We start from the raw sequence: 23,909 nt of genomic DNA, 5'->3' as shown, positions 1-23,909 counted from the left end.
TAATTTATGTTACTGACCACTTGCGCGGAATGTATGGCCTAAAAACAGTGCATTGCTAAGCAATCGACTTGTACCATACCAGTAACCTCTAAATACGGGGTTGTCGGTCATAGCAATAACACTGCCGCGTCCGTACGAATGTGCTATTAAACCAGCGCCTTCAGCTACTTGTTCTACATTTACAGAGTCAGTAAAGCCAGCTAACAACGGGCGTTTTGTGTAGGTTAGTACATTTACAAAAGGGGCATCTGACGCTTCAAGTAACCATGTACTGTTTTTAAATACCGGTAAGGTGTCGCGCGTGAGTGAGAAAGTTAATGGGTGCGTTAAATCCACACTAGTTTTAAAAATAGCCCCAGCAATACGCTGACGCCCCGCTAGATGATCTTTATCGCCATAGCTTAGGCCTTCAGTTTTGAAAGCACCAGCTAAATCCTGTCGCGATAAATAATTTGCTTTAAGTAGTTGCTGGTCGACTAAAAATTTAGCGCCGCCTTTGTGGCCCCAAATAACACCGCCTTTTCTTACCCAGCTTTTAATCGCTACTTTTTCTGCATCTGTTAAGCTATTGTAATTGCCGTGGGCCAACACAATATGGCTATAATCACTAAGCTCAAGTGAACTTAAACGCGTCATTTCAACAATTGTGGGGGCAACACCTACAAACCTATCTAGGTAATACCACACTTCACCTACTTCGTACTGGCTAGTGCCTTGGCCGCCAATCAGTAAAACCTTGGGTGCTTTAACAACTGCCATAGAGCGTGAACCTAAATCAGCACCTTTACTGGTTAAGCCTGTTGTAATAGGTTTTATGGCAATACCAAATTCACTTTGCGCAGTGTTTAACAAAGAAATCCAGTTTTGCTGTGTTTGTAAACCAGCCGGAATAATAATACTCCCTGGCTCAAAATTTATGTCGCCCGCGCTCGATTTTGCCGTTAAGGCGCTCAATGCCACGCGTGCTTTTATACCTTGCTTTAATAATGTATTTAGCATTTTAGGCGCTAAGTAGTCGTCCCATGCAAAACCAAATGCATACGCTGACTCTAAACTTGTTAGGGGCGCTTTAGGTGCTTTATTCCAAGGTGTGTCTGCAACGTCTAGCCCCCAGTTACTTTTTACTTTTGCAAAGGGTAGATTGAATGCATGCGCTAATGTCCAACCAGATACATCGTAAAATGTATTGTCTGCAAAGTTTTTTTGCTCGCTAAATATCGCTTTAACTAGACGATATTGAGGCTGCGCTAAAGGCACATAATAGCTGTTGGTGGTAAAGTTTACGCCACCTGCTTTGAACGGTTTAGTAAGTTCAAATGCCTTTATTTTATGTTGCTCCAATAGCGCTAAAAAGTCAGTAATTCGGGTGCTGTCTTTTGCACCTTCAACAACATAACCTGCAAAGTTTTCATCACCTGCAAGCTCTGCGGCTTGATCATAAAATTTAGCTTGGTAGTCAAGCAATGCTTGACGGTTTTCAACCGCCGCTTTAAAGGTAGATAAGCTCGTTAGTAACTGATTTTTTATAGTAAATGGAAACGTTAAAGGGCCATTAATGGTCTCTTGTATATGGCCTCGAGAGCTTGCTTGCTCAAACAAAATACCTATACCTCCGTTCACGTCTGGGTAAGTTGAACCTTTACCGTAGTAAAAATCGTCAAAGCTTTCTTCTGTAAAATACAGTGCATTATTTTCATCCAATGTTTTGGCATGATAATTAGCAATTGCTTTGGTTAATGTTACGTTTTCAATTGGCGTAATTGGGTGCTTTCTACTTGGAATACCCGGCTGAAAAAAATAGCTGCTGTTTGGGCCCATTTCATGAAAGTCGGTAAGTACATTTGGTTTCCACTGATGAAATTTTGCAATACGCGCACGCGACTCAGGGTGCTGTAGTAATAGCCAATCTCGGTTTAAGTCAAACCAATAATGATTAGTACGGCTGCTTGGCCAGTTTTCGGTATGCTCACGAGTTTTAGGATCTGATGACAAATTCATGCCGCGGTTACTGTTTGCCCAATTAGCAAAACGTGCAAGTCCGTCGGGGTTTAATGATGGGTCGAGCAAAATAACGGTATTGTTTAATAGGTTATTTATTTCATCACCTTGTGCTGCAGCTAAGTAATAAGCCGTTAAAAGCGATGCATTGCTTCCCGATGATTCGTTACCGTGCACACTTTAGCCCATCCACACAACTGTAGGTTCATCGTTTGCTTTTTTGCTGTTATTACCCAAACGAGCCAAGTGCGCTTGGCGTATTTGCTCTATTTGAGTTAATTTATTTGGCGCTGTAACCGTTAGCATTACCAGTGGTCGTTGCTCATGTGTGCGGCCAATTATCTCAAAGTTTATTCTGTCGCTCTTTTGAGCAAGTACTTCCATGTAGCGCACGAGTTGGTCGTGTCTTACATGCCACTCACCTACTTGATAACCCAATACTTCTTCTGGCGTAGGAATGGCTGGGTCGAATACAACATCGTCTTCAAAATAGTATGAAAGCGGTTTTGCTACACTTGAAAAGCTAAGCATTACTACCATTATTGTTATTAATAAACGCATATAGATCACTCTAAAAATGTTTGTTAATTGCACGCTAGCATTGCTTAAAATAGATGCCAACTTTTTACGCTCAACACTAGCCGCAACACGATGAGCGGAGTATGATATGCAGTATCCGAGTAATTTAGTCAGGTATAAAGCCGTTTTTATGATTTCTATTTCCGAAACAGCACAAGCACATTTTGCTAAACTATTAGCAGATCAATCACAACAGACCAATATTCGCGTTTTTGTTGTAAACCCTGGTACATCACAAGCCGAGTGTGGTGTTTCTTATTGTCCAGAAGACGCCGTTGAAGACAACGATATTCGCTTAAATTTTAACGGTTTTGATGCCGTTGTTGATGCTGAAAGTGCTCCTTTTTTAGAAGAAGCTGAAATTGATTTTGTTACCGACAAAATGGGTACTCAGCTAACGCTTAAAGCACCTAATGCAAAAGCACGTAAAATTGGTGATGATGCATCATTAAACGAACGTGTTCAGCACATGCTTGAAACAGAAGTAAACCCACAACTAGCTAACCATGGCGGCCAAGTAAGCCTAGTAGAGATTACAGCTGCTGGCGTTGCAGTGCTTCAGTTTGGTGGCGGTTGTAATGGGTGTTCTATGATCGATGTAACGTTAAAAGAAGGCATCGAAAAAGAAATGATAGCTAAGTTTGACGAGATCACAGGTGTTGCAGATATTACTGATCACGAAGCTGGCGAGCACTCTTACTATTAAGCCAAGTAAATGCTAAAGCCTCTTATATACCGCTTAGGGAGCAACCCTAAGCTGAGTTTAAAGCGGTTTTTTCGCGGCGTAGCACTGTTTGTGCTAGCCGTGATTTTTATTTTTGCGGGTTACTATAGTCATTACAGTTTGCAAATTATTGGCGTTTTAATTTTAATACCTGCGCTATTTTTTGCTTTTTGGGGCTACAGTGGCATTTTTGCCAATCGCTTTTCGCAAGTAATTAAAGAAATAGGGCCCAAACATCACGATCCTGATCTGTGGAAATAAGCCTTAATCTAGCAGCTGATTATTAGCTTTAAGCGTTTGATATTTTATTATTAATGTAACTCCACGCATTAGCATAAAGCAGCTCATCGCAAGCCATAGCCCATTATTTTGCCAATCATTAAATACCCAAAATACACCAAAAAACCCAATAGCTGCCGATAGCAACATACTATTTCGCATATCTTTAGCGCGCGTTAAACCAACAAATACACCATCAAATAAAAAGCAGCTCATTGCTAATAATGGCAAAGCAATTACCCATGGTAAATATTGCGTAGCCTCATTAATAACCTCAGGTACGTTGGTTAATAGCGTAATTATATAAGCGCCAAACACAGCAAAAAACACGCTATAAATCACACCAAATAATATTCCCCAAAATACACTTATTTTTACCCACAGCTGTATTTTACTTACACTTTGCTGACCTTTAGCTTGGCCTACTTTAGCCTCACTTGCGTAAGCTATGCCATCCAGTGCAAAGCTGACTAACATTAAAAAGTTTAGTAATACTGCGTTCGCTGCAAGGGTTGTTTCGCCAATACGCGCGCCATAAAAAGTCATAAAGCTAAAACACAACTGAAGTATTAAAGAGCGAATGAAAATGTCGCGATTTAAACTCAATAACCCTGCCATTTTTTTAAAGCTAAACCAGTGCGGAGTACTTAACACTACACCTTGTTTTTTTGCGAGTTTAGTCACTAAAAACAGCGCGAATACCAGCGCAGTATAATCAGCGATTAACGATGCCCATGCCGCGCCTGCTACAGCCCAATCTAAAAAAACAACAAAATAAATATCAAGCACAATATTTACACTATTTGTTACCAACAATAAGTAAAATGGCCCTCGTCCATAATGAACGCCTAACATCCAACCCAATAAAACCAAGTTACATAGTGCCGCTGGCGCGCTAAAAATTCGAATACTAAAATAAGTATAGGCCTCGCTTAGCACGGCATTATTAGCGTCTGATAAAAATGCTATTGCGTGTTTTATTAAAGGAGACATAGCAATAAGAAATAATGCCACTATGCTGGCAAGTAATAGGCTTCGTTTTAGTAAAGCAGCTAACTGGGTTGAGTCATTTTGGCCATAGGCTTGTGCAACCATGCCGGTTGTGCTCATTCTTAAAAAACCCGCGAGCCAAAATAAAATGGAGATAACAGCTGAGCCCAACGCAATACCAGCCAAATAATGAGCACTGCCTAAATGGCCAATGACCGCGGTATCAACTATTCCTAACAGTGGCACGGTGATATTTGATAATATCATTGGTCCTGCTAACAACAGCAAGCTTTTATGGTGTGCTTTATTATGTATAAGAAATTGTTTCATTTATTTTTATTGACTCTTATTGGGTTATCTTTACGTGCTCATGCTGGTGTTATTTTACAGTACCACCATGTAAGTGAAACCCTGCCGGCGGTCACTAGTGTGAGCGAAGAAACGTTTACAGAGCATCTAAACTATTTAAAAAATAATAATTTTAATGTTATTGCCTTAAATGAACTACTTGATGCTTTAAAACAAGGCCATACCTTACCTGATAAAACCGTCGCCATCACGTTTGATGATGGTTACAACAATAATTATGATCAAGCCGCTCCAATACTCGAAAAGTTTGGCTATCCATACACAATTTTTGTTAACCCTAAGCTCATAGATGAAGGTAAACGCTATGTGATGGGTTGGGATAAACTTAAAGAACTGAGTAAAAAAGGCGCACTTATAAGTAACCACACCGCACAGCATGACTATTTACATGTAAAACTTGACGGTGAAACTAACACGCAATGGAAAAAACGTATCACCCAAGATATTGTTCATTCACAACAACGTATAAAAGAGGAGATAGGCCACAACTATAAATATTTAGCTTACCCCTACGGAGAGTTTGATAACGAGTTACAAGCTTTAGTGACAGAGCTTGGCTATATAGGCATTGGCCAGCATTCTGGTGCTCTAAATAAACACGCTAACTTTAGTCGATTACCTCGCTTTCCTGCATCTGGCGTTTATAGCGACATAAAAACACTGGCAACCAAATTAAATTCTCAGGCATTTAATATTACTCAATTAAGCTATGAAAATAGCGTAACAACCCAAAACCCACCTGTGTTAACTATTGGGTTTGAAGTTGATGATTTTAACAAGTCTCAACTGGCTTGTTATGTGTCGGGGATTGGCAAAGCAAACTTGAACTGGGTGACTGATAATACGGTAGAGGTAACATCACCTAAAAAACTGAACAAAGGCCGTTCACGCTTTAATTGTACAGCGCCTTCAATTAAAAAACCGAACAGCTATTATTGGTTTTCTCAGCCTTGGGTTATTCAATAAATTTGAGCTTTCTATTTAGTTAGGTTTAACTGCTTGGCTTAATAATCGCTCAGCCATTTTATCAAGTGCAGCCACTTCATTGGCTGCATTTAAATCAATGGCGGCTTTAGGCATTCCCCACACAACTGATGAGTATTCATCTTGCGCTAATGTGTATGCACCGTTTTGCTTCAGTGCTAACAGTCCTTTAGCCCCATCAGCGCCCATACCTGTAAGTATTGCTGCCACTATATTTTTTGATCCACAATTTACAAGCGAATCAAATAGTACGTCAACGGCTGGTTTATGCCGATTTACAGGCTCACCATCGTCGAGCTGGCAATACAAAGCAATTCCTCGCTTTTTTACGCTTAAATGAAGCCCGCCGGGGGCAATATAAGCCCAACCTGGGCTTAGCTTGTCGCCATGTTGTGCCTCTTTCACATTAATTAAGCATGTTCTATCCATACGCTCAGCAAACGAGGCACTAAATACGGGAGGAATATGCTGAGTAATTACAATAGGAGGGCAATTAACTGGCATTTTTATTAGTACTTCTTTTATTGCCTCGGTACCCCCGGTAGATGCACCAATTGCAATCACTTTATTTAATAAAAATTCAGTCTCTGAACTTATAGGTTTTGTATCGGGTGGCGCTTTTTTAAAGCTGCGTATTCGTGCACCGGCGGCTATTCTTACCTTTTGTTGAACCAGTGACGCGTAATGACTCAGCTGGGCTCTTACGTTACTTGTTGGCTTAGCAATAAAATCCACAGCACCTAGCTCTAACGCCTCTAATGTAATGGGCGACCCCTTCTGCGTAAGCGTAGAAATCATAACCACGGGCATAGGCCTTAGGCGCATTAGGTTTTTTAAAAAGCTAATCCCATCCATTTTTGGCATTTCTACGTCTAAGGTAAGTACATCGGGATTAAGTTTTTTGATCATTTCGCGTGCTTGGTATGGATCTTCAGCACAGCCCACTACGTTAATGTCGTTAGCTTGTTGCAGTATTTCTGTAAGCAACCCTCTAATTAAAGGGGAGTCATCGATTATTAATACATTTATCATAGCGACTCCTAAAACAACTCTATATTCGATACCACTTCTTGCTTTTTAAGGTTTTGCAAGTAACGTACTTCGCGCTTTTCAATGGTATCGTTATGTAATTTTTTAAGTTTTTTCATATACACTTTACCCGTTTGTGGATGAAAAAATATTTTTCTAGGCCACGGGCCGCCCATATCATGGGCCACTAAATTTAAGGCTTCTTCTTTGACATAGGCGGTAGCAAAACTAATATTACCCAGCCCAATATCTGTCATTGCACTAATTATTTTTCCGCCACCAAATAGCTTAATTTTTAAATTATGACGAGACGCACCGTTTTTTAATACTTCATTAATTAGGTATTCCATAGCCCAATTACCATAACGGCAGTTTAAGCCGTGTGCACTTTTAAGCTCTACGCCTTTTTGTATCGGCAGCATAAAATGATTCATCCCGCCAATACCTAACACTTCATCGTAAACACAGGCCGCAATACATGAGCCAAGTACCGTTGAAATCAATTCATTATTTTTAGATACATAAAATTCTCCTGGAAGCACTTTGGCAACAACATGATTTCTTCCTGAATCCCAGTAACGCTTAATGTGTTCAAAACTGGGTAAAACACTTCTAAATTCAGCCTGCATGTGCTCTCAATTGATACATAGTTTTTCCTAAATTTTTATAATTTGAGTGCTCTTTACCCATACTCTCTGAGTGACCTAAAAATAAGTAACCGTGATCGCTTAGAATATTTGCATAGCGTTTAAATAAATGATCTTTCGTTTCTTTATCAAAATAAATAACCACGTTGCGGCATAAAATAAGATCAAACGGCCCTTTCATTGGCCAGTCTTGCAATAGGTTTAAGCGCTTAAAAGAAATACGCTCACGCAGCGTGTCTTTCACTTTATAGTGTTCGCCATCTTTACTTTTTAAAAACCAACGCTTTAGATGAGTGGCATCTAAGCCATTTACGTTTGCCGCGGTATACACACCTTTTTGCGCTTTTTCTAACACGTTAGAATCTAAATCGGTGGCTAAAATCTTTACATCCCAATTACTTGGAAATGCATTATTTAGCGTCATTGCTAAGCTGTAGGGCTCTTCTCCTGTTGAGCAGCCTGCAGACCATATTCTGACCCGCTTGGTGTCTTTGTTCGCCTTTATTAAGTTAGGTATAAGCTCAGATTTAATAAATTCAAAATGATGAACTTCACGAAAAAAAGACGTTAAATTAGTGGTAATTGCATTTATAAACGCATCAAACTCTTGGTCTTTATGCGTATCTAAGTAGGCTAAGTAGGCTTTAAAGTCGTTTAATTTTAGCGCTCTTATCCGCCTTGCTAAACGTGAGTACACCATTTCACGTTTATGATCGCCTAATACAATACCGCAAGCGTTGTAAACTAAATTGGCAATGTCTTTAAAATCGCGATCGGTACACAGAAACTCTTTCATTAGCAGCTCTCATACATAGTAGTGAGTGTGGCCTTATTGAGCGCTTTTCCAATAAGGCCTGTAATCAAATAATTAAAATTCTTCCCACTCGTCTGCCGAATCAATAAAATTATCGCCTCTTGGCTTGCTTTGTACTGCGTTACTTTGTGATTTGTGAGCTAAGCTTGGGGTATTCATTGTGGGCGACATAATAGCCATGTCTTGCTGACCCAGTGAAAAGAAATTAAGAAGTCTGCGCATTTCATTTGCTTGCTCAGCCATTGATTCACCTGCAGCCGATGCTTCTTCAACTAAGGCTGCGTTTTGCTGGGTCATTTCATCCATTTGAGATATAGCTTTATTTACTTGCTCTATACCTGCACTTTGCTCTTCAGATGCCTCTGTAATATCTGAAATCATTTGCGTCACTTTTTGTACCGACACCACAATTTCTTTAAGCGTTGCACCTGATTCATTAACAAGCTGAGAGCCATCTGCTACTTTACCTACACTATCTCTTATCAGCTCTTTAATTTCTTTTGCTGCACCCGCAGAGCGCTGAGCTAAATTACGCACTTCACCTGCAACAACCGCAAAGCCACGCCCTTGCTCTCCCGCTCTAGCTGCTTCAACGGCCGCATTAAGTGCAAGCAAGTTAGTTTGAAATGCAATTTCGTCAATCACACCAATGATGTCAGCAATCTTTTTACTCGATTCATTAATTGCCGACATACTCGTCACAGCACGATTAACCACTTCACCACCTTGAATCGCTTTATCGCATGTTTCTTCTGCGAGTGTATTTGCCACTTTAGCATTGTCTGCATTTTGACGTACTGTACTCGTCATTTCTTCCATACTTGAGGCGGTTTCTTCCAATGATGATGCTTGCTCTTCCGTGCGCTGACTTAAATCTGCGTTCCCCTGAGAAATTTCTTCTGCGCCACTGGCCACTAAGGTTGCTGATGAACTTATACGATTAATAACCTCCGTTAATTTATCTGCCGTGGTGTTTGCGTCGCGTTTTAATTTATCAAACGAGCCTTTGTATTCTTTTTCAATTCGCTTAGATAAGTCACCTGTTGCCAAGGCATCTAGCATATTGCCAGTATCTGCGACCGCATCGTCAACAATTTTAACTAAACTGTTTAACCCTTGTGCCAAGCGTAAAAAGAACCCCTCTTTACCCTCTTCCATTACACGCGTATCAAGGTCTCCCTCTCCTGCAGCACTCACTAATTGCGCTATTTCTCTTTCTATTGCAACTTCTGCGGTTCTATCTTCCCACTCTACAACGGTGCCAATTCTCTCTTGCTCTGGGGTTATTATTGGGTTTGCAACCAAACCAAATGTGCGTCCACCAACCTTTATTTGCGTGCTATAAGTATTTTTTAACGTTGCTAATAGGTTTTGTTGGTGCGCTGGGTTTTTATGAAATACATCAATATTTTGATTAAGTAGATTTTTGCTATCAAAATTAGGTAAGTCTTTTCGAAGGTCATTTTCAGCAATACGCATCATATTTCTAACAGCTTTATTCATGTACACAATGACATTTGATGAATCTGCAATCATGGTATTAGTCGCGACAGTATCAAGTGCTTGACGCACACGAAGGTTTTCTTGTGCTATGGCACGCTCTGCGTCAGCTTTAGCAACCTTTTCAGTAATATCGTCCCACTCAACAATGGTACCGAGTTTCTTTCCTGCTTGGCTGTACCATGGCGTCGCTATTAATGTAAAAATAAGCCCCGCTAAACGCAGCTCTGCTTTATAAGGCTTATCTAAATTTTTTAATAAATCTCGTTGGTGTGACGGCTTCTTATGAAAATCATCAACACAAGTACCTATTAAATTATCAACAGAAAATTGTGGTAATACGGTTTGTAGGTCTTTTTCTCGCGCTTTTAACATATCTTGCACGCGCTCGTTTACGAATACAATATTGAGGTCTTGGTCTGCAATCATTACATTTGCTTGGCATACTTTTAAGGCGCTGGCTAAGTCTGCAGTTTTACGCGAAGATTTTTCTAATTCTTTTTGAGCTGTTATATCGGATGCGTATTTAATTACTTTAAATGGCTTGCCATTCATATCATAGATTGGGTTATAAGAGGCCTGAATCCAAACTTCCTGACCTTGTTTACCTATTCTTAAATATTCACCCGAGTCAAATTCACCGCGCCCTAACTTAGCCCAAAAAGCTTTATATTCATCACTATTTGCGTGTTCAGGTGTAACAAATAATCGGTGGTGCTGCCCTATAATGTCGTTAAGCTGATACCCCAACGTATTTAAAAAATTATCGTTTGCATCAATAATAGTGCCGTCTAAATTAAACTCTATTACTGCTTGAGACTTACTAATTGCATTAATTTGCCCTCTTGCCTCTGCTGCAGCGAGTTTTTGTGGTGTTATATCCGTCGCAAATTTTACAACCTTAATAACTTGCCCTTGGGAGTTTATAATTGGGTTATAAGTGGCCTGAATCCAAACCTCCTTACCGCTTTTGGTAAAACGCCTAAATTCTTGAGATATAAACTCGCCGCTGTTTAATCGTACCCAAAAATGTGTGTAGTCACTCCCTTGAGCCTCGGTATTATCAACAAATAAAGAGTGATGCTGGCCTTGAATCTCTTCTAGTTGATATTCCATTACGCGAAGAAAATTAGCATTAGCGGTAATTATTTTACCGCTTGGCTCAAACTCAATCACAGCTAATGACTTATTTAATGCGCTTACAATTAAATCATTATTTGATTCAGACTGTTTTGGATTACTAAACCATCCCATGCTCATCACCACCTTTAAGTTATTTTTACTTTATTTAGCAAATACTGACTCTAAATATTCATTGTTTTTTGCAAGTCGATTAACGCCACCATTTTTTCACCCACGTTAACTAACCCTGCCACATAATCGTCGTTATTTGTCTCTGAAATACTTGGTACCGCTTTGGCGTCTTGCTCTGAAATACTGTAAACCTCAGAAACAGCATCAACGGTAATACCAATAATTTTACTGTCGTGCTCAAACTCTATTTTTACTACAATTACCACTGTAAGCGGCCCGTACTCTATACTGGGCAAGCCAAATCGCAGCCTTAAATCAATAATCGGCACTATGGTGCCACGCAAATTTATAACGCCTTTTACAAATTCGGGAGCGTTGGGTAAAACGGTTATTTCCTCCCAGCTACGAATTTCTTGCACAGTTAAAATATCTACGCCGTACTCTTCATCAGCCATAATGAATGTTAAAAATTGTTTCACGCCCTTTTGCTGCTGCAGATTTAGCTCCGAAATCATAACGCCTCCAAAGCAGCTTGCGACTCAATACTTAACTCTTGGCTGCCCGGCTTTTTTAATCCTGAAAGCTTTATCAACCCGCTTATATCAACTATCAATGAAACCCGTCCATCGCCCAAAATAGTCGCACCGGATATACCATCTACTTTTTGGTAATTTGCCTCTAAACTTTTAATAACAACCTGTTGTTGCGATAGGAGGTCATCTACCAATAAACCCACTTTTTGGTTGTCGGTTTCTACGACAACAAGCAGGGTTTTATCAAGAGACTCAATGGCGTTATCATGATTAAAAATATCGTAGAGTCTTAAAATTGGAATGTATTCATCACGCAATCTAAGTACGTCTAGGTTTTTGCCTACACGGCTTACTTTGGCAATATCAATTTGCAGAGATTCAACAATAGAAATAAGCGGAATAATATAGGTATGCTGGGCCACTTTAACTAATTGGCCATCTAAAATAGCCAGTGTAAGTGGTAATCTAATTGTAAACGTTGATCCTACACCTGGCGCGGATGTAACCTCTACAGAGCCATTTAATGACTGAATATTACGCTTAACTACATCCATACCAACACCACGGCCAGATAAGTCACTCACTTCATCCATAGTGGAAAAACCAGGCATAAATATAAGCTCGTTTATTTCCTCATTGCTAAGGTGGTTGTCGGCAGAGATCAGTTCATTAGCAATGGCTTTTTCTTGAATTTTTTTAGTGTTTAGCCCTTGCCCATCATCCATTATTTCAATAACAATATTTCCGCCTTGGTGAAATGCATTTAAAGTGACCGTTCCTACTGGATCTTTTCCGGCTTGCAGTCTTTTCTCAACCGTTTCTAGGCCATGATCTAATGAGTTTCTAACCAAATGAACCATAGGATCAGAAATTTTTTCCATCACGGTTTTGTCTAATTCGGTTTGCTCGCCTATCAGCTTCAATTCAACCTGTTTATTTAGCTTTTGCGCAATGTCGCGCACCAAACGTGGGAAACGGCTAAATACAAAATTAATTGGCAACATGCGGATACGCATTACGTTTTCTTGTAAATCGCGAGTGTTGTGCGCAAGTTGCGCTAAACCTTCTTGCAATGCCGTAATTGTTGCTGGCGTAATGTCTTGCTCGCTAAGTTGATTAAGCATAGCTTGAGTAATAACAAGCTCACCCACCATGTTTATTAATGAGTCAACTTTATCAATCCCAACGCGAATAGAAGTCGACTCGGGTGTTGTTGATTTTTTATTCGTATTAGCAGAAGTTGGCTTTATAGGCTTAGCTTGTTCCGCCAGATTCGGCACTGGTTCTTGGATTAATGGCTCTTGAGCTACTGTACTGCTGTCATTTTCAGGAGTGGGTAACTCATCAGTAAACAGGCCGCCACACAATTCAATGGTAATATCAGCATCATCTTCAACCCATTCGAACACCTCTTTAATTGCGCTTTCACCATGGCTGGTATTTAAGAAAAAACGCCAATGTAAAAAGCACTCATCACTACTCAAATTGGTTATTTCAGGGACTTCATCATAAAAAACGGTGGTATCTAACTCGCCTAACTGCTCAAGCTCACTAATCATAATGAGTGGTTCATTACCTGTTTTAAATAAGTGATGATGAGGCTTAAAGTCTATTTGGTATGTATCGCTATCAGACTGGTTATCAGAAGTTTGAATGTTGGACTCTTGCGATGTGCTATTTATTCCTAGCACTTCTTCAAATTGTGCTCGTAGTGTATCGGCTTCAGTTAAGTCGGGCTCTTGCTCTGCCTGCAATCCAGCCAGTAACGAACGAAGGCAATCAACCGCTTTAAGTAATAAATTAACGTGCTCGGTTGTCAGGGTGCGCTCGCCTTGACGAATTTGGTCCAGTAAGGTTTCAAGTACATGAGTAAAATCAGACACCGATGAAAAACCAAATGTCCCACTTCCCCCTTTTATTGAATGAGCGGCTCTAAAAATAGTGTTAATAGTTTCTAAGTCTTCCTCACCGGGTACTAAGTTTAAAAGCTCAGCTTCCATGGTATCGAGGCCTTCAAAACTCTCTTCAAAGAAAACTTCAAAAAATTGACTTAAATCTATACTCACTTTGCGCTCCTTGACTAACGAATAACCTTTTTAATTACCGCTAGTAACTGCTCAGGATTAAATGGCTTTACTATCCAGCCTGTTGCACCAGCCGCTTTACCTTCTACCTTTTTTTCTAAGCCCGACTCGGTTGTTAGCATAAGTAGTGGCGTAAATTTATAATCGGGTAATGTACGTAGCTCTCGAATTAATGTAATACCATCCATAATGGGCATGTTTACATCTGAAATAACCGCATCAAAACCTTGCTGCTTAGCAATAGCCAATGCCTCACTGCCGTCTTTGGCCTCTGTTACATCAAAGCCTGCGGTTTTTAAGGTAAAGCTCACCATCTGACGCATTGATGCTGAATCATCAACTGCTAAGATTTTTTTCATATAAACCTCTAACTATTTCTTTCGATTGTTAAATAATGACTTAAGCCAAGCTGATTAATGGTATGTGCTAATGCTGCACTACTGCCGACCCATATAATTTTGTGTTGGATGGTAAGTAAGTGTTTTTGAAGCGCACATAACAGCTGAATAGATGCAGTATCTGCAGACACTACACCGCTAATATCAAGACTGATATCGTCGTTGCTATTGAGTTCTTGTAGTAAGTCTTGGTGGAGCGTTTCAACTTGGGTAATCACAAGTTCGCTTGGAAGTTTTAACATTTAAAATTGTGTAATCCCTTTCATTTCAATTCATAACAAAAGCTTAGCTCTAGTTGTTAAAATTGCCATAAAAGGGTCAAAAAAAAATTTAATAAATTTATAAACAGGAATGAAAAAACAAAAAAGGGAGCCTAAAGCCCCCTTAAAATACGTGAAAATTTAAAAAGTCAGTTTTTAGTAGTAGTTTGCAATAACTTTAAACTCTTGCGTTAATTGAGTTGAATTAATAAGCGGCACACTGCCTTGTTTAAACTCAGGTTTGAAAATAGCTCTTAGCGCTCCTGTATCATCAACCAACGCAACTGATGCGCTATGATCAACCGCATAATCAGCTTTTGTTGTATCACTAATTGCATAAATGAGGCCAAGCTCTCTTACTACTGGAAAAAGATCTTTGTGCTCCCCTGAGACAGCCAAAAAATTGGGGTTAAAGTAATCTATATATTGTTTTCGTTTTTCTGCTGTATCTCTGTTTGGATCGACCGACACAAACCAGACTTGTAATGGGTAATCAGCTTCCAGCTCTTTATAAACTGCGTTTAACTTAGCCAATGTTAACGGGCATATATCGGGACAACTTGTGTATCCTAAAAACACTAAATTCCATTGCCCTTTAAATTGCGCTTTTGTCACTGGTTCGCCGTGCTGATTTTTTAACGTAAAATCCGAAAGTGATTTAGCGTTTTCATAAACAAGTGCATTTAAATTTTGAGGATCGTTTTCACTTGAGCACGCTGATAAAAATAAACTTAAAACAACAATTACTAAAAGCCATAACCGTTTCATAAAGGAAGCCATTTATCTATAAATAAGATCACGAAGAGTACCATTAAATGCACTATCGAAAAACGAAATAAATCCATAGCCTTGTCGTTATTAGCTGCAAATTTTAACTTAATGGCTTTGTACATAAACACACTATTTAGCGCACAAGCACCCACTAAGTAAATACCTCCTGACATACCAATTAAGTATGGCATCACACACACTAAGGCCAATAAAACTGAGTACGCAACTACACATGTTTTACAAAAGTCGATACCGTGGGTAACCGGCAGCATTGGAATTTTTGCACGCTCGTAATCACTTTTTCGGGCAATGGCTAAAGCCCAAAAATGAGGAGGAGTCCAGGTAAATATAATCATAACAAGCAACCACGGCGCTGCCGCCATTTGGTTTGTTTCAGATACCCAACCAAGCAATGGCGGCATCGCTCCAGCAAGTCCGCCTATTACAATATTTTGAGGTGTTGCACGTTTTAAAAATGACGTATAAATAAAGGCATAACCCACTAATGCAAATAACGTTAATATTGCTGTAAGCGTATTAGCCCACACCATAAGCATGATAAAACCAGCGATACCAATGCTTGCTGCAAACGTTAATGCATGAGTTTTACTTAAACGCCCTTTAGCAACAGGGCGATGACGCGTTCTTGCCATTTTAGAGTCTATTTCGCTATCTACTACATGGTTAATAACGGCAGCGGCAGCAGATAACAGCCCTATTCCTAATAGACTAATCATCTGAACGCCTATCCCACGTCCAACATCCGGAGCTAATGCTAATCCAACCCAGGCTGTTAAAACCAACATCGCCACCACTTTAAATTTACTGATGGCTAAGTAATCTTGTAATAGATCGTAAGCACGCAAGCTAAGTGATTGAGTATGTGCAGGCTGTATTGTTTTTTTGTTTATTGTTAGTGCCATTATATTTCTCCTTTATGTGCGTGATTTTAGGTAATAACACAACCTAACCATACTTAATAACAGTATGGCAGCCATTAGGTTATGCGCCAGTGCTACACCCAACGGAAAGTGCCAATGTACCAAAATGAGTCCTAAGCTAATTTGGCAAAATAAAGTAACCAATACTGCTATTACGCAGCTTTTAATTTTTTGAGAGTAAGCGTGACTGTAAATTTTCCACATAATAAGCGCCAAAACTATGCAGGTTACTAATGCCCAAATACGGTGTAATAAGTGAATAGACATTCTTGCTTGTTGTGAAAGCACACCAAACTCGTAGTTGCTGTGCTCAAGCGGTAACTGAAAAACACTCCTCAGTGAAAAAGGCTGAGCGTAATCACACAAAGGTAAACCATTACAGTGTGGTGCTGCGTAATTAGCCGCAAGCCAGCCGCCAAGCGCTATTTGTAAAATCAGCACAAAAAGAGCAATCAAACTTATTCCATAATACCGCTTAGCCCCCGCATCTCCGCCCATAATGGGTTTTGCTGTTAACCTTAAATACAGCAATGTAATTAGCGATAAAATACTAAAGCCACCTAGCAAATGCCCCATTACAATAAGTGGCTGCAGATTCATAGTGACAGTCCACATACCTAAGGCAGCCTGAAACACAACAAGTAATAGCAATAAAGATGTGAGCTTTAATGGTGTAGTTGGAAATTGACGCTTTAAAAAAGCAACAATAAACAGCGCTAAAATCATCAATCCTAAGGTGCCCGCAAAATACCTATGAATCATTTCTTTCCAGGCTTTTGCTTTTTCAAACACCATATCAGGGTAGCTTTGTGTTGCTAAAGCAATATCAGCTTCATGTTTAGGAACCGTTAAAAAGCCATAACATCCGGGCCAATCTGGGCAACCCAGCCCTGCATCACTCAAACGAGTGTATGCACCCAGTGCAACAACAACTAAAGCAAAAAGTCCGGTCAATAAAACCCAATTCTTATAATTTTTGTACATCTTTAACCTCACACTAAACGGATTAGCTTGAACGAGAATAATTAAGTAGTTTTTTTAAATCTTTTAATAGCCCTTTTTGAACTAAGCGGTTTTCTTGAGGCTTTGCTTTGTATGGGTACTCAAGTACCACAAGCCCCATATGATCAATTAAATACAAACTTGCGGGGGTCAAGCTTGCTTGCTGGGCCATTTTTTTCCATGGTAAGTCAGCTTGTGAAGGACTTCCCATAACAGCCATATCTACCTTTCCTTGATTTTTACCAAGCGCTATATACAAATTATTAAGCGCCTCAAGTTGCTCGTTACATGACGCACTGCACTCACTCGAATAATTAAGCGCTATAGTCCATTGTTTAGGATTATTTTGTTGCCAGTTTTCTAGTTTTATCTCTTCATTTAGAAATTCACCGTGATTTGTAACCGCACTAGGTAACCAATCGAATTTGAGCGCGCTATAGGCTAAAAACAAAGGGATAGCACAACAGGTTACAAACAATAAAAGGGGTTTATTTTTCATTTTTATTCCTTTTTTTACTCGCAAAAATGGCTACAACAACACATGCAAAGGCGATTAAAAACCACTGCACCGCATAGGCGTTATGTTTTTGTGGGCTCATTACAACCGCTTCGTAATGCGGTATCGCAATTTCATCACCCTCACCTTGGCGGTAAGCCATAAAGTTAACCAATGGGTAATTAGTGTGTGATTGTATAAAGCTTAAGTCGATTGATTGAATGCGTTTGGGAAAATCACCACTCGAGGTCTTATCTTCTAGGGTAAAACTACTGAGGTTATTTTCTTTAATTTGTGCTTTGACCGTAAACTCACCTTTAGGCATAACTATTGTGGGTAAAATATCCCGTGATAGCGGGGCTCTCACCCAACCTAAATTAACCAATACTGCACGCATATCATTATTTGGTTTTAACAGGGCGAGTAGGTCGTAACCCACTTGTCCGTTATATACTTGATTATCTAACAACCAGTAATGCTCGCTTAAAAGTGTCCCTTTAAGCTCGACTAGTACACCGGTTTTATTCCACTGCTTTGGTAAATTAAGCAACTGCGACCAACTCATAACACCATGAGTTTGTATTTGAGCAATGGCAGTGAGCTGTTGCTGTTTTTTTTCACCTCGTTCTAATTGCCAAAAACCTAGGCGCACACATACCAGCACAACAACCACAACCATACAAATTGTGATTATTGAACTAAGCTTTTGTTTGTGCCTTAAAACTACTTGCATAAAGGGTCAACTCAGTGATTATTAAAATTATTATTGTACTGTTGTTAATGTTTATACTTTTTAACTTATTTAGAGCGCTATTTATTATGGTGTCTGGGAAAACAAACGGGCGACCTATGTCTCACTTTTTAGGGCGCCGAGTGTTGTTTTCGGTTGTTGTATTAGTGGTTGCAATCGCAGCAGTTAAGCTCGGTTATATAAAGGCAAATAGCTCGCCCATAAACGTTACAGCACATATACAAACACAAATAAACACAGCCATACCACATCAACAAAATGCCAATACCAAGCAGCAGCTTGAAACGCAAAGTGCTTTTCTTTGGTAAAATGACCTTTTAATATTCGTATTAAAATTATAAATAAAAGTATGGCTCCGAGTGTGACATGCATGCCATGAAAGCCTGTAAGCAAAAAGAATGTATTACCGTACACACCGGCATCTAATGTTAGATTTAAGTCATTATATGCATGAACGTATTCCTCTACCTGCAATGCTAAAAAGCACACGCCCAATAACACCGTAAGTCCTAAAAATACTTTCAGTGGTTTACGTTTGTTGTTTTCCATTGCAACATGGGCAAAATGTAACGTGACCGATGAAGCGATTAAAATTAACGTATTGATCAATGGTAGGCCTTGCCACCCCATAGCTTGGGTTGTGTCACCGGAAGGTGTAACAACCAAAGGCCACATAGCTTCAAAAGTAGGCCACAACACTTCATTAGTCATAGCATTGTTACCCGCGCCCCCCAACCAAGGCACCGAAATCATACGTGCATAAAATAACGCACCAAAAAAGGCCATAAAAAACATAACCTCAGAAAAAATGAACCAGCTCATGCCTTGTCGAAAAGAACGATCCATTTGTGCTGAGTACAACCCTTGGCCTGACTCGTGAATAACATTTTTAAACCAGCCAAATAACATATATAAAAGAACGGCTATACCGGCATAAAGTAAATAAACACCGCTCCCCCCTTCCTTGCCAACTTCCATAACTGTTAAGCCTGCGCCTACGGCGATAAAAAACAACGCAACCGCTCCTACAATGGGCCACGGGCTTTGCTCTGGTACGTAATAATGCTCATGTTCTTGATTCATTTTACTTGCTCCTAGTTTCGCACTAGTGTTTGTTGCTAGTTATTACTGGCAACTAGTTGCTCACTAATATCAAATACGGTGTAAGACAAAGTTAGCTCTTCAACATCACTTGGAAGCGCTGTATCAACATAAAAAAGCAATTTAAATTCGAGCTCTTCCCCCGCTTTTAGGGGTTGTTGATCAAAGCAAAAGCAGGCCATTTTGTGTAAATATTTTGCCGCTTTGCCTGGTGAAACAGACGGTACTGCCTGCATAACTTTATCGAGTTCACTACTATTTTTTGCGCTAAAAACGACTTCTCGCATTTCTCCGGGTTTCACAACCACACTGTACTCTTTTGATTTCACCTCAAAAGGTGCACCGCTTTGTGCATGAGTTGTAAAACTCACGCTAACGTCCCTTGTTTGCTCAATCACGCTACTTTGCTGCGCTTGCTCTAACGATGGCTTACCATTTAGCCCGGTTAAGTCACAAAACACGTCGTATAACGGCACTAAGGCAAACGCAAACGCAAACATACCTATGCTGATAATAATCAAGCGTTTAAGGAGCGGTGCGTGGGTCATTATTTAATTTCCGGTGGTGTTGAAAAGGTATGGTAAGGCGCAGGGGATTCAACTTCCCACTCTAACCCTTCAGCGCCATCCCATACTTTTGCAGGGACTTTTTCGCCGCCTCTTGCACATTTAAAAACAACCACTACAAACAACAGCTGAGATAAACCAAATGCAAAACCACCAATACTTATAATTGCGTTGAAGTCTGCAAATTGCAGTGCATAATCAGGAATACGACGAGGCATACCAGCCAAACCCACAAAATGCATTGGAAAAAACAGCACATTTACACTGACTAACGACAACCAAAAATGCCACTTAGCCAGCGTGATATTAAACATATTGCCAGTCCATTTTGGCAGCCAGTAATAAGCACCAGCCATGATAGAAAATACCGCCCCTGTCACTAACACATAATGAAAGTGAGCCACTACAAAATAAGTGTCGTGGTATTGAAAATCAGCGGGAGTAATAGCAAGCATCAACCCTGAAAAACCACCTAATGTGAACAGCACTATAAAAGCAATACTGAACATCATAGGGACTTCAAAGCTAATAGAACCGCGCCACATGGTGGCTACCCAATTAAATACTTTCACGCCGGTAGGTACCGATATCAGCATTGTGGAGTACATAAAAAATAGCTCTGCAGCTACCGGCATACCGGTGGTAAACATGTGATGCGCCCACACAATAAAGCTTAACAATGCTATAGATGACGTTGCATAAACCATAGATGCATAGCCAAATAGCTTTTTACGCGAGAAAGTGGGCACTATGGTTGAAATGATACCAAAGGCTGGCAAAATCATGATGTAAACTTCGGGGTGACCAAAAAACCAAAATATATGCTGGAACATCACCGGATCGCCACCGCCGGCAGCATCAAAAAAGCTAGTCGCAAAATATTTATCGGTTAAAACCATGGTCACCGCCCCTGCCAAAACGGGCATAACAGCAATGAGTAAAAATGCCGTTATTAGCCATGTCCATACAAACAGGGGGAGTTTCATCCACGTCATCCCAGGTGCACGCAAATTAACTATAGTCACAACCACATTAATAGCACCCATAATTGAGCTAATACCCATAATGTGCACCGCAAATACAAACAAGGCAGTATTGTCGTTACTGTATGTGGTTGAAAGCGGAGCATAGAAGGTCCAGCCAAAAGCAGGACCTCCTCCAGGCATAAATAAAGAAGCAAGCAAAATTAAGAATGCGAAAGGTAAAATCCAAAAGCTCCAGTTATTCATTCTAGGTAATGCCATATCTGGCGCACCTATCATTAACGGTATCATCCAATTGGCTAATCCCGTAAAGGCAGGCATAACGGCGCCAAACACCATTATTAAACCGTGAACTGTAGTCATTTGATTAAAAAAGTGGGGATCGACCAACTGCAACCCTGGCTGAAATAATTCGGCCCTGATCACCATAGCCATGGCGCCACCAATTAAAAACATGGTCAACGAAAATATTAAATATAAACTGCCAATATCTTTATGATTTGTTGTATAAAGCCAGCGCTTAAAGCCTTTAGCTGGATGATGAGCATGATGCGCTTCATTGGCGTTTGGTTGTTCTGCTATGCTACTCATTAGTTAGCCTCCACGTCGGCATCAAGTGCTGCTTGAATCTCACTAGGCTGAATAACATCACCGGTATCGTTACCCCATGCATTTCGCTTGTAAGTAATAACCGCAGCCAATTGTTTTATAGATAACTGCTTGGCAAATGATTGCATTGCCGTGCCTGGGCTCCCATGAATAAGTATGTCTATATGACCTTTTATATCGCCAAGTACAATTGGGCTGCCTTTTAGAGCCGGAAATACGCCCGGTAGCCCTAACCCCGTAGGTTGATGACATGCTGCACAACTTGCCATGTATACTTGAGCGCCCAGCTCCATTAGCTCTTCTTTAGGTAATGTTTGATCAAGTAAAGCGGCATCAGCTAAAGCTGCTTGTTGCTTAGCTTGTTTAGCATCGGCCAACCATACTTTAAAGTCAGCCTCAGATTTGGCCTCTACCACAACGGGCATAAACCCGTGATCTTTACCGCACAGCTCGGCACACTGACCTCGGTAAATGCCTTCTTCGTTTATGTTGGTCCATGTTTCGTTAATAAAGCCTGGGTTGGCATCTTTTTTAACGGCAAAGTCTGGTACCCACCAAGAGTGGATAACATCATCTGAGGTCATTAAAAAACGAATTTTTTGATTAATTGGCAGTACGAGGGGTTTGTCTACCTCAAGTAGATAATTTGGGTTTTTATCAGCTAAATTAGTTATTTCATCCTGAGGAGTTGCAAGCATTGAGTAAAACTCTACATCTTCTCCCATGTATTCATAATGCCATTTCCACTGTGAACCTGTAACTTTAATTGTTAAGTCGGCTTTACTGGCATCTTCCATCGCTATTAACGTTTTTGTAGCTGGCACTGCCATAGCAATTAAAATAACAAATGGAATGGCGGTCCAAAGAATTTCTACTTTGGTGCTTTCGTGGAATTGAGCGGGAACCGCTCCTTTAGATTTGCGATGATGAATGAGTGCCCAAAGCATAATGGCAAACACTATTATCCCAATCACACAACATATAAAAAATATGGTCATGTGTAATTCGTAAACATTTTCACTTATATCTGTAACGCCTTTACGCATATTAAATTGGCTATTTGCCAAGGCTAACTGCGGAAAAACACACAATATAAGCCACAAGGTACAACTAAGTTTACCCATGTGACGACTCCTTTGATGCTGTTGCTAGTGCAAAGCGAAGAGGCATACGGCTTAAACGCCAATTCGTTATTTTTATTTTTTTATTAATGCCGTTTTATTTATAAAAATTGGCATTCACTGCGCTAGCAAAAGTTTATTGTGTGTGCTCAAAACTTAAAAGCGATGAGTATTGCCAGCGTCAGCTTATTAACAATTAGTTAATATTTAACCACCATGCAAGTTTTTTGTATTAAAAACAAACAATAAATATATAAAAAGTAGAGAGTTGACTTAGTTGAACGTAGAAGAAAATGGCTCAAATCGAGAGGTGGTAAGGGCTAAGGATGAAATGAAAGAGTGTGAATAAAAAACAAACAAAATTTTAAAAATAAAAAAAGCGCACCAAAAAAGTGCGCTTTTTATAAAATAAGAAAGAACTACATCCAGTCCGCGTTACGAATTACACCCACTGCTAAGCCTTCAATGTTGAACGACTCAGTTTCAAGATCGACCTTAATTGGTGCAAACTCGTCATTTTCGGCATGAAGCAACACCTGGCGACCCGCCTTTTCAATGCGCTTTACGGTTACATCGTCATCAACACGGGCAACCACAACTTGACCATTTTCAGCCACTTGTGTTTTATGCACAGCAAGTAAATCGCCATCCATAATACCTATATCTTTCATACTCATACCGTTTACGCGCAGTAAAAAGTCGGCAGCTGGTTTAAACATTAATGGGTCAATTTTACAGTGGCTTTCTACATGTTCTTGCGCCAAAATAGGGGAACCTGCCGCAACTCGGCCAATAAGCGGTAAACCTAATTGTTCTGGCTCCTCTTCTTCAACAAGTTGAATTCCACGGCTTGCGCCAGGTTTCATTTTAATCACCCCTTTTTTGGCAAGGGCTTTTAAATGTTCCTCAGCGGCATTTGCACTTTTAAACCCTAACGTTTGTGCTATTTCGGCACGTGTAGGCGGCATACCAGTGTCTTTAATAAACACTTTAATTAATTCGAGTATTTGAGCTTGGCGTTTAGTTAATGGGCGCATACAACTGGTTTTCCATACAGTACATTTAACTGTGAGTATATACAGTTAAATAAAAATCGCAAATTTAAATTATTCGTTCAAATAGCCAA

23 protein-coding genes and 1 pseudogene are annotated in these 23,909 nt (G+C 40.0%); 4 read left to right on the top strand and 20 right to left on the bottom strand.

Annotated features, from left to right (window positions below; genetic code table 11):
* Positions 1-9: 9 nt before the first annotated feature.
* Positions 10-2,559, bottom strand: a pseudogene (locus PS1M3_RS00855) (M14 metallopeptidase family protein).
* A 148-nt stretch (positions 2,560-2,707) separates the two neighbouring features.
* On the opposite strand from PS1M3_RS00855, the gene nfuA reads away from it, so the two are divergent.
* Both nfuA and PS1M3_RS00845 read left to right on the top strand, forming a co-directional pair.
* A complete protein-coding gene (gene nfuA / locus PS1M3_RS00850; protein WP_006793795.1) occupies positions 2,708-3,283 on the top strand; it encodes a Fe-S biogenesis protein NfuA in 576 nt (191 codons plus the stop codon).
* A 9-nt stretch (positions 3,284-3,292) separates the two neighbouring features.
* Positions 3,293-3,562, top strand: a complete 270-nt coding sequence (locus PS1M3_RS00845) for a hypothetical protein (RefSeq protein ID WP_006793794.1) — start codon at positions 3,293-3,295, stop codon at positions 3,560-3,562.
* A 3-nt stretch (positions 3,563-3,565) separates the two neighbouring features.
* On the opposite strand, the gene PS1M3_RS00840 is transcribed toward PS1M3_RS00845, so the two are convergent.
* On the bottom strand, positions 3,566-4,837 hold the full coding sequence (locus tag PS1M3_RS00840) for an MATE family efflux transporter (protein WP_203985766.1): 1,272 nt from the start codon (positions 4,835-4,837) through the stop codon (positions 3,566-3,568).
* A gap of 42 nt (positions 4,838-4,879) precedes the next feature.
* Between PS1M3_RS00840 and PS1M3_RS00835 the strand changes: the two genes are divergently transcribed.
* Positions 4,880-5,905: a polysaccharide deacetylase family protein gene (locus tag PS1M3_RS00835; RefSeq protein ID WP_203985763.1), complete on the top strand. Its 1,026-nt coding sequence runs from the start codon at positions 4,880-4,882 to the stop codon at positions 5,903-5,905.
* 15 nt (positions 5,906-5,920) lie between these two features.
* On the opposite strand, the gene PS1M3_RS00830 is transcribed toward PS1M3_RS00835, so the two are convergent.
* The 13 genes from PS1M3_RS00830 to PS1M3_RS00770 all read right to left on the bottom strand — a co-directional run bounded on the left by PS1M3_RS00830 (position 5,921) and on the right by PS1M3_RS00770 (position 18,385).
* Positions 5,921-6,955: a chemotaxis response regulator protein-glutamate methylesterase gene (locus PS1M3_RS00830; protein ID WP_010557756.1), complete on the bottom strand. Its 1,035-nt coding sequence runs from the start codon at positions 6,953-6,955 to the stop codon at positions 5,921-5,923.
* Positions 6,956-6,963: 8 nt separating this feature from the next.
* A complete protein-coding gene (gene cheD / locus PS1M3_RS00825; protein WP_006793790.1) occupies positions 6,964-7,581 on the bottom strand; it encodes a chemoreceptor glutamine deamidase CheD in 618 nt (205 codons plus the stop codon).
* Positions 7,571-8,395 carry a protein-glutamate O-methyltransferase CheR gene (locus tag PS1M3_RS00820; RefSeq protein WP_006793789.1) on the bottom strand — a complete coding sequence of 275 codons (825 nt, stop codon included), beginning with the start codon at positions 8,393-8,395 and terminating at the stop codon, positions 7,571-7,573. The genes cheD and PS1M3_RS00820 overlap by 11 nt, the downstream gene beginning before the upstream one ends.
* Positions 8,396-8,467: 72 nt before the next feature.
* Positions 8,468-11,167 carry a methyl-accepting chemotaxis protein gene (locus PS1M3_RS00815; RefSeq protein WP_203985760.1) on the bottom strand — a complete coding sequence of 900 codons (2,700 nt, stop codon included), beginning with the start codon at positions 11,165-11,167 and terminating at the stop codon, positions 8,468-8,470.
* 50 nt (positions 11,168-11,217) lie between these two features.
* Positions 11,218-11,682: a chemotaxis protein CheW gene (locus tag PS1M3_RS00810; protein WP_006793787.1), complete on the bottom strand. Its 465-nt coding sequence runs from the start codon at positions 11,680-11,682 to the stop codon at positions 11,218-11,220.
* The gene (locus PS1M3_RS00805) at positions 11,679-13,766 is read right to left on the bottom strand and encodes a chemotaxis protein CheA (RefSeq protein WP_203985757.1); all 2,088 of its coding nucleotides are present in this window, start codon (positions 13,764-13,766) and stop codon (positions 11,679-11,681) included. The genes PS1M3_RS00810 and PS1M3_RS00805 overlap by 4 nt, the downstream gene beginning before the upstream one ends.
* A 14-nt stretch (positions 13,767-13,780) precedes the next feature.
* Complete coding sequence (locus PS1M3_RS00800) at positions 13,781-14,143, bottom strand: response regulator (protein WP_006793785.1); 363 nt, start codon at positions 14,141-14,143, stop codon at positions 13,781-13,783.
* An 8-nt stretch (positions 14,144-14,151) separates the two neighbouring features.
* Positions 14,152-14,424, bottom strand: coding sequence for an STAS domain-containing protein (locus PS1M3_RS00795; protein WP_006793784.1), 273 nt, complete (start codon positions 14,422-14,424; stop codon positions 14,152-14,154).
* 174 nt (positions 14,425-14,598) lie between these two features.
* Entirely contained in the window at positions 14,599-15,210 is a 612-nt protein-coding gene (locus tag PS1M3_RS00790) for an SCO family protein (protein ID WP_203985754.1), read from the bottom strand.
* Entirely contained in the window at positions 15,207-16,136 is a 930-nt protein-coding gene (gene cyoE, locus PS1M3_RS00785; RefSeq protein ID WP_006793782.1) for a heme o synthase, read from the bottom strand. Before cyoE ends, PS1M3_RS00790 begins: the two co-directional genes overlap by 4 nt.
* A 12-nt stretch (positions 16,137-16,148) precedes the next feature.
* Positions 16,149-17,138: a heme A synthase gene (locus PS1M3_RS00780; protein WP_010557761.1), complete on the bottom strand. Its 990-nt coding sequence runs from the start codon at positions 17,136-17,138 to the stop codon at positions 16,149-16,151.
* Between the two features lie 22 nt (positions 17,139-17,160).
* Positions 17,161-17,655, bottom strand: a complete 495-nt coding sequence (locus PS1M3_RS00775; RefSeq protein WP_006793780.1) for a hypothetical protein — start codon at positions 17,653-17,655, stop codon at positions 17,161-17,163.
* Entirely contained in the window at positions 17,645-18,385 is a 741-nt protein-coding gene (locus PS1M3_RS00770; RefSeq protein WP_203985751.1) for an SURF1 family protein, read from the bottom strand. The genes PS1M3_RS00775 and PS1M3_RS00770 overlap by 11 nt, the downstream gene beginning before the upstream one ends.
* Before the next feature lie 47 nt (positions 18,386-18,432).
* Here PS1M3_RS00770 and PS1M3_RS20150 point away from each other — a divergent pair, with 47 nt between their 5' ends.
* A complete protein-coding gene (locus PS1M3_RS20150; RefSeq protein WP_335682263.1) occupies positions 18,433-18,711 on the top strand; it encodes a DUF2909 domain-containing protein in 279 nt (92 codons plus the stop codon).
* Here PS1M3_RS20150 and PS1M3_RS00760 read toward each other — a convergent pair.
* From PS1M3_RS00760 to lexA, 5 genes are all read right to left on the bottom strand, one after another.
* Positions 18,611-19,486, bottom strand: a complete 876-nt coding sequence (locus tag PS1M3_RS00760) for a cytochrome c oxidase subunit 3 (RefSeq protein WP_203985748.1) — start codon at positions 19,484-19,486, stop codon at positions 18,611-18,613. The two genes, PS1M3_RS20150 and PS1M3_RS00760, sit on opposite strands and share 101 nt — an antisense overlap.
* Before the next feature lie 35 nt (positions 19,487-19,521).
* Positions 19,522-20,052 (bottom strand): cytochrome c oxidase assembly protein, encoded by a 531-nt coding sequence (locus PS1M3_RS00755; RefSeq protein ID WP_010557765.1) that lies wholly within the window; start codon positions 20,050-20,052, stop codon positions 19,522-19,524.
* Entirely contained in the window at positions 20,052-21,644 is a 1,593-nt protein-coding gene (gene ctaD / locus PS1M3_RS00750) for a cytochrome c oxidase subunit I (RefSeq protein WP_006793775.1), read from the bottom strand. Before ctaD ends, PS1M3_RS00755 begins: the two co-directional genes overlap by 1 nt.
* A complete protein-coding gene (gene coxB, locus PS1M3_RS00745) occupies positions 21,644-22,786 on the bottom strand; it encodes a cytochrome c oxidase subunit II (RefSeq protein WP_006793774.1) in 1,143 nt (380 codons plus the stop codon). Before coxB ends, ctaD begins: the two co-directional genes overlap by 1 nt.
* Positions 22,787-23,202: 416 nt before the next feature.
* Entirely contained in the window at positions 23,203-23,820 is a 618-nt protein-coding gene (lexA, locus tag PS1M3_RS00740; protein ID WP_006793773.1) for a transcriptional repressor LexA, read from the bottom strand.
* Positions 23,821-23,909 lie beyond the last annotated feature (89 nt).

Origin of the sequence: Pseudoalteromonas sp. PS1M3, from assembly GCF_016865405.1 — a bacterium.
Classification (GTDB): Bacteria; Pseudomonadota; Gammaproteobacteria; order Enterobacterales; family Alteromonadaceae; genus Pseudoalteromonas; species Pseudoalteromonas marina.
The sequence above is the reverse complement of the archived record's forward strand: the minus strand, read 5'-3'. Positions and strand labels throughout refer to the sequence as shown.